We start from the raw sequence: 11,998 nt of genomic DNA on the forward strand, positions 1-11,998 counted from the left end.
GTAAATTTTGAGCCGCTACAGGATCACAGCGCCCTGTAGCGCACCTCCCTGTGATACTCGTCGAGCGCCTTTATCGTCAGCTCTCCCTTCAGGGCCTTCTCGATCGCCTCGGCTGCTGCCCTGGCCGCCTGGACAGTTGTTATGTACGGCACATGGTAGTCGACCGCGCTCCTGCGTATCTGGAAGCCGTCCTTCACAGACTGCTTTGTCGTGGGCGTGTTTATTATCAGCTTCACCTCGCCCCGCCTGATGTAATCCAGAACGTTCGGGCTGCCGTTGTAGATCTTCCTGACGCGCTCCGCAGGCACACCAGCCCTTCTCAGATACTCGGATGTTCCTTCGGTCGCTATTATCTTGAGACCTGCATTTGCAAGCCTTCTGGCCACCTCTGCCATCTCAGCCTTGTCCTCGTCCCTCACAGAGATGAAGACGATCCCATCAAGCGGCAGGCTGTTCTCAGCGCTCATCTCCGCCTTGAAGAACGAGAGGCCCATGTTGTAGTCGATCCCCATGACCTCTCCTGTGGACCTCATCTCAGGGCCGAGGAGGACGTCTGCGCCGGGGAGCTTGTCGAACGGCAGGAGAACCTCCTTGACAGCGACATACGGTATCTCAGGCTCGACATTGAGGTCCATCTCCCTCAGAGTCATTCCTGCCATCACCTTCGCAGCGATCTTCGCCAGTGGCAGCCCCACAGCCTTTGAAACGAACGGTATCGTCCTAGATGACCTGGGGTTCGCCTCGAGGACATAGACGACGCCATCCTTGTAGGCCATCTGGATGTTGATTATCCCCCTGACCTCCAGCGCCAGAGCTATGCGCCTGACGTAATCCTTCACTGTTGCGATGACATCCTCTGGAAGCGTCTGCGGCGGGATCATGCATGCGCTGTCTCCCGAGTGTATCCCCGCCTCCTCTATGTGCTCCATGATCGCTCCGATGAGAACATCACGACCGTCGCATACCGCGTCGACATCTATCTCGACAGCGTTCTGGAGGAAGTCGTCTATGAGCACAGGATGCTCATGAGACACGCGCACAGCCTCACGCATGTAGAGCTCCAGCCCGGACTCATCGTAGACGATCTCCATCGCCCTGCCGCCGAGGACGTAGCTCGGCCTGACCAAGACTGGGTAGCCGATCTCCTTCGCGACCCTCTTCGCCTCCTCAGGCGAGTATGCTATCCCCGCCCTCGGCTGCGGTATCCCAAGTGTGTTCAGGAGCCTGTTGAAGCGCTCCCTGTCCTCCGCAATGTCTATGCTGTCAGGAGATGTCCCCAGGATCACGGTCTTAAGGCCGCGCCGCTTCAGCTCTTTCTCCAGAGGGACCGCGAGGTTCACAGCAGTCTGGCCGCCGAACTGCACCATCACCCCCCAGTAGTTCTCCTTCTCGATTACGTTCATCACATCCTCGAGAGTGACCGGCTCGAAGAAGAGCTTGTCAGAGGTGTCGTAATCTGTGGAGACCGTCTCGGGGTTGTTGTTGATTATGTGCGCCTCAATCCCCATCTCCCTCAGGGCTGTGACCGCATGGACTGTGCAGTAATCGAACTCTATGCCCTGGCCTATCCTTATCGGACCCGACCCCAGGATCAGAACCTTTCTCTTATCAGATGGATTCAGCTCGCACTCCTCATCGTATGTCGAGTAGTAGTACGGAGTCGATGCCGCGAACTCCGCTGCGCACGTGTCCACCATCTTGTACGTGGGTATGATCCCCAGAGATAGCCTGTAATCCGTGACCTCCTCCCTGGTCATCCCCACAAGCTCTGCGATTCTGCTGTCCAGGAAGCCCATCTTCTTCGCGCGCCTTAGCCTGTCCGGCGTGAGACCCTTCTTCAGCTCGTCCTCCATCTCGATTATGTTCTGGATTCTCTCGATGAAGTACGGGTCGATCATGCTCAGCTGCGAGATCTCATCCACAGAGAAACCACGCCTTAGAGCCTGATATATCGCAAATAGCCTCTCATCTGTCGGCGTTCTGAGAAGCTCTCTCACATCTTCATCTGTCCACGGTGTGTACTTGCCGTTGTATCCCAGATCTATGTCTATGTCAAGAGACCTGATGGCCTTCATGAGCGCCTCCTCGTAGCTCCTGCCTATGGCCATCACCTCTCCAGTGGACTTCATCGATGTTGTGAGCGTTCTATCTGCTTTGACGAACTTGTCAAACGGCCATCTCGGGATCTTTATGACAACATAATCGACGGTCGGCTCGAAGGATGCCGGGGTCTCCTTCGTCACATCATTTCTGATCTCGTCGAGGGTGAGGCCGATGGCTATCTTGGCAGTGACACGCGCTATCGGATAGCCTGTGGCCTTTGATGCAAGAGCTGAGGATCTTGAGACGCGCGGGTTGACCTCGATAACCCTGTACTCGCCGTTTCTGACCGCGAACTGTATGTTGCATCCTCCTTCGATCCCCAGAGCCCTTATGATGTTTATCGCAGCAGATCTCAGCATCTGTATCTCATGATCCGAGAGCGTCTGTATGGGCGTGACGACTATCGACTCTCCGGTGTGAATCCCCATGGGATCCATGTTCTCCATGTTGCAGATTGTGATGCAGGTGTTGTTCGAGTCCCTCATCACCTCGTACTCCACCTCTGTCCACCCTATCACGCTCTCCTCGAGGAGCACCTGATGTATGCGGGACCTCTTCAGGCCCATCTCGCATATCCGCATCAGATCCTCGCGGGTCCTTGCGATCCCTCCGCCGCTGCCTCCAAGTGTGTACGCGGGCCTTACGATCAGAGGAAGGCCGAGCTCCTTCATCGCCTCCTCCGCCTCCTCGAGGCTTGTGACAGCAACGCTCCTGGGCACAGGCTCTCCGATGCGCTCCATCGCCTTCTTGAAGAGATCCCTGTCCTCGGCCTCCTGGATCGATCTCACCTTCGTGCCGAGCACCTCGACACCGTATCTCTCCAGAACGCCCATCTCCGCGAGCTCGCTCGTTATGTTCAGACCTGTCTGTCCGCCTATTCCAGCTATTATTCCATCAGGGCGCTCCTTCTCTATGATCTTCGCAACGATCTCCGGCACCAGGGGCTCGATGTAGACCTTGTCCGCCATATCCGGATCGGTCATTATCGTTGCCGGGTTTGAGTTGACGAGGACAACCTCCACGCCCTCCTCGCGGAGGGACTTGCACGCCTGCGAGCCCGAGAAATCGAACTCCGCTGCCTGTCCGATCTGGATAGGCCCGGACCCTATGAGGAGGACCTTCTTGATGTCTGGGCGCTTCGGCATCTCAATCGCCTCCGGACGCTATCTTTAAAACAGAGCTGAAGAACGGATCCTCGGTGCACATCGGTCCTGGATGCGCCTCGGGATGATACTGCACTGCCAGGATCCTCAGGTACCTGCTCCTTATCCCCTCAACAGTCCCATCGTTCGCATTCAGCTGGGTTATCTCAAGATCTGTACCCTCAACAGACTCTGGAACAACTGCAAAGTTGTGGTTCTGCGATGTTATGTAGACAATCCTTTTCTCGAGATCCTTCACCGGCTGGTTGCCTCCGTGATGGCCGAACTTCAGCTTGAAGGTCCTCGCGCCCAGCGCCAGCGAGATTACCTGATGACCCAGGCATATGCCGAATATCGGCATCGATCCTGCGAAATGCCTGACGGCCTCTATGGCGCCCACCGCCCTCTCAGGGTCTCCGGGTCCGTTTGATATGAAGAGACCATCTGGCTCAACCGCCTCTATCTCCGAGATGCTCGAATGCGCGGGAAGAACGTGAAGATCGAAGCCGCGACACTCCAGGCTCTTGAGTATGTGCCGCTTTATCCCGAGGTCTATCACCGCCAGCCTGGGGCCATCTCCTTTTATTCTATACGAACTTCCGCATGTGACCTCGCTCAGCAGATCCAGTGACGATATCGAGGGCTGATCCCTGGCGAGCTGCACCACATCAATACCCCTCACCTCAGACTCCCCAACAGCGAGAGCCGCCTTCATGGCGCCCAGCCTTCTTATCTTGACCGTGAGCATCCTGGTGTCCACGCCGTGGATCCCGGGCCTTCCCTCATCCACAAGAAACTCCTCGAGTGTTCTGCTCGACCTGTGATGCCTCGGGCTCGGCCAGATGTGCCTGCAGACCATCCCCCTGGGCCACATGCGATCCGACTGAAACTCATCACCGCTCACGCCGTAGTTGCCCTGCAGCGGGTATGTGAAGAGCAGGATCTGCCCGTTGTATGAGGGATCTGTGAGCGCCTCCTCATATCCAGACATCACCGTGGTGAAAACGATCTCTCCGGTTACGATCCCTGGGGCACCAAAACCGTAGCCCTCTACCAGCGTGCCATCCTCTAACCCTAAGACCCCAATCATAGTATCGCCACCACAAGCAATGAGGTGATCTAAATATGTTTCGATGATCTGTAGATCATACGGAGCCCCGAAAGTCCTGACTTTATATACCCAATCATCCTGGGTGAGAAACTGCAACAGGGCAGCAGAGCTGAACGATCACATGACTCTGCATATCGTTCAAAAGAAAATCAAAAACAGAAGCAAAAACTGATGAGACGGATGCGAGCGTCCCTGCAGCTGAGCATTTATGGAGACATCATCTGAGAGCGGATCATCAAAATAGAAAGCGCAAAGGAGATCCGGATCGGATCTCCCAGCATCACTGACCGCTTGTTATGACCTTTATCCCGACAGGAGTCTTCGCTATGCTCCCCATCTTCGCTCCTATCAGGTAGTCCAGGCCCTTCTCAGCCGCGATATCGAGAAGCCTCTGGGTGATCACTCCATCGAATATCACGCCATGAACGCTGCCATTTGACTCCTTCAGCTCCCTCGCAAGGTCCCTCACGGCCACGTCCCTTATCGGGTTGTTGTTCCTGTCGAAGAGCCTTGCAGTGAGCGTTCCATCGAGCTCTTCGACGTGATGCTTGAACCAGTCCTCAGGCTCCTCGGCCTCGATCTCCGGCTCCTCGTAGTGCTCATGGGCCTCCTTCTGGACCACTCTTGTCTGGATCTCAGGCGGTGGGGCTATCTCAGCACGATGCGCTATGGGGACCACCTGGGCGACGGTCCTGACAGAGACGGGCCTCTCCCTTATCAGGCTCTTCCGCTTGGCCACAATCTCCCGCTTCTTCCTCGCAATCGGCTTGATCTTGTACATGTCCATGACCTGCTCGACCGGGATCTTCTGGCGGAGTGCGCGTATGATCTCCTTCTGCGTCAGCTCCTCCACGCATTTGCCCTCGGGCGCACGGGCGACGTAGTCTATATCCGCGACCTGGAGGAGTTCCTTGACGATGAGCTCACCGCCGCGGTCGCCATCTGTGAATGCCGTGGCGATCTTCTTCGAGCAGAGCTCTGTGATCGTGGGCGGTATGTTCGTCCCGCCAACAGCGACAGCGTTCTTTATGCCGTACTTGAGAAGGTTCAGGACATCTGCCCGGCCCTCCACAACAAGAATCGCATCCGAGTCAAGTACATTCGGACCCGCGGGCAGGTTGTCCTTGCCTATGTAGGTGATCTCCTCCACCCTCACAGACTGCTTTATCTCCTCGGTGATCTGCTCCGTCTCCAGGATGTTCTCATCGAACATCTCCACCAGTATCCTCTTCGCCCTGTCTATGATATACTTCCTCTTCGCAGCCCTTACATCCTCTATCTTTGTAACCTGTATCCTTGCCATGCATGGCCCAACCCGGTCTATGGTCTCAAGGGCTGCAGCCAGGATAGCGGTCTCGACCTTATCGAAGCTCGAGGGTATGGAGATCGTGCCCATCGACTTACCGCCGCTTGAGGATATCTGGACGTCTATCCTGCCAAGCCTTCCTGTTTTCTGAAGATCCCTGAGATCAAGATCGCTGCCCAGCAGCCCCTCCGTCTGGCCGAATATCGCTCCCACAACATCAGGCCGCTCTACTATGCCATCTGCAGTGATATCAGCGTAAATTATATATTTTGTTGTGTCAACATTCTGCATATAAGACACCCCAAATTTTAAAATAGTTAGATAAAAGTCACGCAGACCTTCACTGCCCGACAGGGAGACCTACCCACACTGTATCGGCGTCACCCAACTGCTTCACCCTGCACAGTCCTTCAGCCAAAATACCCTTCAGGTGCCCTTCCTATCGAGCTGTAATGATCATGAACGTGCATTTATCCAACTATTCCCATGCTCGTGTATCAGCTTTATGGATTATGTGATAACTGCCCACTGTGGTCCTACCGAGCTCTCATGTGAGACAGAACGCTCTTATAATAGCTCCCACGCGAGCATCTATCAAAAGGTAAGGGGCAAAACTAGTTTAATAACTTTTTGGTACCACCGCATCAGCATATATTTTATACTACTAATACAATAAAAACAGACCCCTCTCTGTATGCAATACTTTCACCTCTGCTCCGGATTCGAGCTTCATCCCGGCCGGGCGGATCGCGAGCACGGTCCGGTAGCTCTCCGGATCCAGAACCTCAACCACGCTCTCATCTACGGAGATCACAACACTCTTCCTGGCCTTCGAGCTGTCCCCTATGATCTCCGCAGCATCGGCCTCCTCTTCAGATATGTAGAACCTCTCGCCCTTATCCAGGGATATGACAGCTGTCCTTCTCCCCTCAAACCCCACCACCTCCATCACCGCACCCTTTGAGTATATCACATCGCCCTTCCTGAGCCTGGGAAGGCGCACGAGCATGGTGGTTCTGAAGAGATCCTTTCCGTCCCTGCATCCCACAAGCTTCACAGATTCCTGAACTCTGCCGCCAAACCTCTGGGCGATGGTTTTTGCTATATGCCTTCCAAGCTGTGTGGAGCCCACAATGATATCTATGCCGCCCCGGACGTCCTTTATATCCTGAATGAACGCGAGCCTGTCGCCCTTTTGATATCCGGCTGCTGCAAGGCTCTGGGCGATCTCCCTGGCCTCGGAGAGATCGCTCTCCTCCGGCGGCCTCTCCCTTCCCCTCACCTGGACTATGCCCTCGAAGTACCTGCCGGCGATCCTGCTGCATCTGTCACATGTGCGTCTTGATACCCTGACCCTCACCTGGCACTCCGCATGCACTGCAGTGCCCCTGAACATGCCGCTAAGATGGACATCTGCCACGAACCTCGTGGATCCTCTGGGATGCAGAAGGATCTCCAGCTCGACATCCTCAAGCTCGTGGTGTACAGAGATCTCCCTGAAGAGGGCATTTCTTATGAGCTCATCCAGATCCGAATCCGGATGCCTCCACCTTCCCCTCTCCAGGATCGATCCGCAGACAGGGCAGACGACGAGCTCGATCTGGTCCGGGCAGATCATGAACTCTGTCGTCTCGAGAATGCAGGAGAGGCAGAGTCCGTCATCAGATGCCCCACCGCATCTGGGACATATGCTCCTCACATTCGCACCATCTGGGCACACGGAACCCCATCGATATGCAGAACGTTCTCGCGATCGACATACTCGAATGCTATCGCCCATCCGACAGCTCTCTCCCCGACGAAGTTCGCCATCGTGGCCTCCTCGAGGGCCCTCTCGAGCATCGCCGCCGAAGCCAGCTCCTGGCCGAAAAAGCTCACGCTGACCTCGAGCTGGAGATCGTTCTCCGTGAACCTCTGTCCGAGCAGCTCGCTGTCGCATACGGCAACCAGGACCTCCCCGCCGATCGTGTACGTCCTGAGACACATCGAGAGCTCATCGTAATCTCCTGGTGCACCGCTATTCATCATCATGCTCTCAATCTCTTCATATGTCATGAATGGTTTATATCTCCTCCTGCCCGCCAGGAGTCTTCAGGGTAACAAAGCCGTGGTTTGTGACTGTGGTTGTGAGAACCATATCGAGCGAGCCTCCAGGGCTGGATGTGTTTCTGGTGAAGCTCCTGGACTCGCCGGGGCAGAGCTGGAAGATCTCGCCCATGTGCTTCAGATTCACACAGCCATCCTCGATGCCCAGAATCTCGAACTGATCGGTCTCGTTCGTCTCAATCGTTGATACCTCCGCGCTGTACGGCAGCTTCACCGCGCTGAGCATGCTGCTCGCACCACCGCCGAGATCTCCTGAAAGCGATATGCCTGTTCCTACTATGAGTTCCGCATCATCCACGCCATCTATGGGCATCATCGACCTGAGCATGCCTCCTTCCAGCGAGTACGTGGGGAAATCAATCATGATCCTCGGGCCCGGTCCAGTCCTGGCGATGCCGTGCTCGACCGTCCATATCTCCAGAAAGAGGCTCTCTCCCCTGCCGGCTGTCACACCTTCTTCACGCCTGTCTATTCTGATCACACCACCATCGACCGCGACAAGGATCTGATCCCCCAGAAATGTTATCGATCCAGGGTTGCTCAGACCCGTTGCTATATCACGGGCGCTTTTATTCATGATCGATGTTACCCTGTCTGAGTGGGAGATCAGCAGCGCACCGTTGCTGAACGCCAGCCCTCTTACACGCCCGTCAACCTCGAACCGGTCCAGAACCGTCCCGTCCGGTGATATTCTCAGGATCTCTGTTGTATCGCTGCCGGCTCTGTAGATCGCAGCATAGAAATCATCGCCAGAGGTTGTCAATGCATCCGGCCTTCCTCCGCTCCAGACCAGCGTGCCCGCTGCAGATGATGGTGAAGACATCAGGACAAGCAGGAGAACCAGAGCCAGCGCTCTCATACTCCACCTCAGTATGTCTGGAGCTCCCCGCGGAAGATCATCTGCTGAACCCTGGGGATGTTCTCGAGCCACCTCTCGGTTATCTCCTCCGCCCTGGAATGTGCTGAACTCAAACCCACTCCATCCTTCAGCACGAGCTGCACAGATGCGATGTGCGGCTGGCTGATGGGCTTGCCGATCTGTGAGAGTATCTTCACGTAAACCTCCTCCACGCCATCAACCTCCTCGGCGATCTCCTTTGCTATGAGGTTTGAGAGGAGGTTGTAGATCTTGCCGACGTGGTTGATCGGGTTCTTTCCGGATGTCGCCTCCAGGCTCATCGGCCTGTTCGGGGTGATCAGGCCGTTTGCACGGTTGCCCCTGCCCACAGCACCATCATCCCCCATCTCTGCAGAGGTGCCTGTGACAGTTATGTACACAGAACCGGTGGCTATGTTATCGCCGACGTTCATCTGAACTTTAACCCTGCGTTTTGTCATCGACTGCGCCTTAGCTGAGATCTCCTCCACGATCTCTTTCTTCGTCTCCACATAGTGATCGAGGTCATCGATGTATCTGTCGACCATTGCGCATGCGATCGTGAGATAGATCGTATCGTCCTCCCTGAGACCCATGACCTTGATATCCTCCCCTATAGCAGGTATCCTGCTCCTGAGCGAGAGAAGCTCCTGCTCAGTGCTGTAGACTATCCTCTCAGTCTCGGATAGCGGTGCGTATCCCACGCCGTATGATGTATCATTCGCGCTCGGCACAGTGGATGTATCTCTGTCGAATATCTCACAGAGATCTGCAGAACCTGTGCCGATCTTGCAGTCGATGATGACATGCGTATCCAGATCGAGGTTTCTCAGGGCTCTCTTGAGATGGCTTCGTGCAGTTCTCAGAGCTATCGCGTCCACAGGCACCTCAACATCCCCGCATACCCGCGTCGCCCTGCCTGTGAGCAGTATGTACTGGGGCTGGATGACCTCCCCGCCGCCAAAGGCCGGCCTGGAGCGCCCCGCCACTATCTGTATCTTGTCGGTGTTGTGGTGAAGCACCCTGCCGAACCTCTCGATGTACTCTCTGCAGAGGGCCCGGCTGATCTCCTCTGCGATGCCATCTGCGACGCTGTCTGGATGCCCCAGTCCCTTGCGCTCCACGACCTCTATATTCTGCTTCTCAACAGGCCTCTGGGTTAGCTCCTCGACCCTGATATTCTTGGTCATGACCCCATCCTCGGTTCAGATCTTCGAGCTCAGATCCACAAGCTCCCTATTAATACTTTGGTCGGGCCGGTGTGCGGCTGCAGTTTTAATTTTGACCGAGAGCATCCCGCGCCAGCCAGATTGGTATATATAAGAGGTATGGAATATGCCGCTCCGATGAGAGCTGCTCTTCTCCAGATCAACACAACCGTCGGGGATATCGAGGGCAATGCGTCTCTTATCAGAGAAGCGGTGGAGTCACTTGATGTGGATCTGGCGGTAACCCCCGAGATGTCTCTGATTGGGTACCCTCCGCGCGATCTTCTGCTGATACCTGGATTTGTGAAAAAGGCCTGGGATGTTCTCAGGAGGCTCGCGCTCGATCTCAAAGATTCTCCGCCAGTGCTCGTCGGGATACCAGAGCCGAACAGAGCCGAGACTGGGAGGCCACTCTTCAACTCTGCTGCTCTTCTCGCAGATGGATCTGTGAATCAGATCTTCCGAAAGACGCTGCTCCCGACATACGATGTCTTCGATGAGGACAGATACTTTGAGCCTGCATCTGGCCCGCAGATTCTGAACCTGAATGGAAGATCGTTTGGCATCACCATATGCGAGGACATCTGGAATGATTCCGATGTCTTCGGGCGCAAAAGGTACCACAGGGATCCTCTGGAGAGTCTGCGCGGAGCTGGCTGTTTTATAAACATGTCAGCATCGCCATTCACGGCAGGAAAGCATCTCAGAAGGGAGATGATGCTCAGCAGCATCGCCCGCAAGTATGAAGTTCCTCTCATCTACGTGAACCAGGTCGGCGGCAATGACGACCTGGTCTTCGACGGCAGAAGCTGCGCCTTCTCTCCGTCAGGAGAGCTAATTGCAAGGGCAGCGGCTTTTGAGGAGGATATCCTCATTGTGGATATCGATTCCTGCAGCGGATCTGTTTCAGGAGACGATTTCTCCCCTGAGTCGGAGATCTGGCGGGCGCTTGTGCTCGGCACCAGGGATTACGTCCGCAAATGCGGATTCAGGTCCGCCGTGATCGGGCTCTCAGGAGGCATCGACTCATCCCTTACAGCGGCGATCGCTGCTGAGGCGCTTGGACCCGAGAATGTGACCGGCGTTCTAATGCCATCTCCATACACCAGCAGTACGAGCATCGATGATGCCCTGGAGCTTGCGAGGAATCTCTGCATCAAAACCATCACGATACCGATAGATGAGATAATGATGGCGTTCGAGCGCACACTGGAGCCGGTTTTCAGGGGTACGAAGAGAGATGTGACCGAGGAGAACATACAGGCGAGGATAAGGGGCAACCTGCTCATGGCCCTATCGAATAAATTCGGGCATATCGTTCTCTCGACAGGGAACAAATCCGAGCTTGCAGTCGGATACTGCACGATCTACGGGGACATGTCAGGAGGATTTGCCGTGCTCTCAGATGTCCCCAAGACAATGGTCTACAGGATAGCGAGGTGGATCAACGCGAGAAGAGCTGTTATACCCCAGAGGGTCCTCGAGAAGGCGCCATCTGCAGAGCTCAGACCTGGCCAGAAGGATCAGGACACTCTGCCACCGTACGATATCCTGGATGAGATTCTGCACAGACACATAGAGCAGCGCCAGTCTGAGGAGGAGATCGTGAGCGCCGGTTTTGATCCTGAGCTGGTGAGGTATGTACTTAGAATGATAAAAACCGCGGAGTTCAAGAGGAAGCAGGCGCCACCAGGGATCAAGGTCACAGACCGCGCCTTCGGGAGCGGGTGGAGGATGCCGATAGCATACAGGATCTAAGCATAGGATTCCGAAAACACTCGTGGGAGATCATAAAGTTGCGTGTCCTTGTGAACATAGAATTCAGATGCTGGTCATATTTTATTCATAAATAATAATCTTAATTGTGTATTCATTTTCCGAAGTACCTCCAAAAGCTTCGCGAATTTACACATTTTAATTACAATTTAAATTTTAAATTTATCAAATACATTACAAAAAACGCTTTCGGAGAGCCACCATCATAAAATAATGGAGATATACCGATTGCGCCGGATGCTTTCAGTCTCCGAAATGTTTATACATAGAAACCATTTAAATATTTCGTGGGGTAGCAGATGAAGGGACTGGGCCTTGTTTGTAGCCCGACTATGCAAAGCTGTATCCGGTTTTCAGCTTGGCTTAGCC

At 54.8% G+C, this 11,998-nt stretch carries 8 protein-coding genes; 1 reads left to right on the top strand and 7 read right to left on the bottom strand.

From position 1 onward, the window contains the following. Positions 1-23 precede the first annotated feature (23 nt). From carB to QFX31_RS01455, 7 genes are all read right to left on the bottom strand, one after another. On the bottom strand, positions 24-3,248 hold the full coding sequence (gene carB, locus QFX31_RS01425) for a carbamoyl-phosphate synthase large subunit (RefSeq protein ID WP_348530360.1): 3,225 nt from the start codon (positions 3,246-3,248) through the stop codon (positions 24-26). A 1-nt stretch (position 3,249) separates the two neighbouring features. After that, on the bottom strand, positions 3,250-4,335 hold the full coding sequence (gene carA, locus QFX31_RS01430; protein WP_348530361.1) for a glutamine-hydrolyzing carbamoyl-phosphate synthase small subunit: 1,086 nt from the start codon (positions 4,333-4,335) through the stop codon (positions 3,250-3,252). A gap of 301 nt (positions 4,336-4,636) precedes the next feature. Then, positions 4,637-5,953 carry a DNA primase DnaG gene (gene dnaG / locus QFX31_RS01435; RefSeq protein WP_348530362.1) on the bottom strand — a complete coding sequence of 439 codons (1,317 nt, stop codon included), beginning with the start codon at positions 5,951-5,953 and terminating at the stop codon, positions 4,637-4,639. A 373-nt stretch (positions 5,954-6,326) separates the two neighbouring features. Continuing rightward, positions 6,327-7,361 carry a 60S ribosomal export protein NMD3 gene (locus tag QFX31_RS01440; RefSeq protein WP_348530363.1) on the bottom strand — a complete coding sequence of 345 codons (1,035 nt, stop codon included), beginning with the start codon at positions 7,359-7,361 and terminating at the stop codon, positions 6,327-6,329. Then, positions 7,358-7,717 carry a DUF424 family protein gene (locus tag QFX31_RS01445; protein ID WP_348530364.1) on the bottom strand — a complete coding sequence of 120 codons (360 nt, stop codon included), beginning with the start codon at positions 7,715-7,717 and terminating at the stop codon, positions 7,358-7,360. Before QFX31_RS01445 ends, QFX31_RS01440 begins: the two co-directional genes overlap by 4 nt. 7 nt (positions 7,718-7,724) lie before the next feature. Then, positions 7,725-8,627 carry a hypothetical protein gene (locus QFX31_RS01450; protein WP_348530365.1) on the bottom strand — a complete coding sequence of 301 codons (903 nt, stop codon included), beginning with the start codon at positions 8,625-8,627 and terminating at the stop codon, positions 7,725-7,727. 8 nt (positions 8,628-8,635) lie between these two features. Then, a complete protein-coding gene (locus QFX31_RS01455) occupies positions 8,636-9,835 on the bottom strand; it encodes a methionine adenosyltransferase (protein ID WP_348530366.1) in 1,200 nt (399 codons plus the stop codon). 156 nt (positions 9,836-9,991) lie between these two features. Between QFX31_RS01455 and QFX31_RS01460 the strand changes: the two genes are divergently transcribed. Beyond that, complete coding sequence (locus tag QFX31_RS01460) at positions 9,992-11,611, top strand: NAD+ synthase (RefSeq protein WP_348530367.1); 1,620 nt, start codon at positions 9,992-9,994, stop codon at positions 11,609-11,611. Positions 11,612-11,998 lie beyond the last annotated feature (387 nt).

The sequence above is a fragment of the Methanothrix sp. genome (assembly GCF_030055635.1).
In the GTDB taxonomy this organism is placed as follows: Archaea; Halobacteriota; Methanosarcinia; order Methanotrichales; family Methanotrichaceae; genus Methanothrix_B.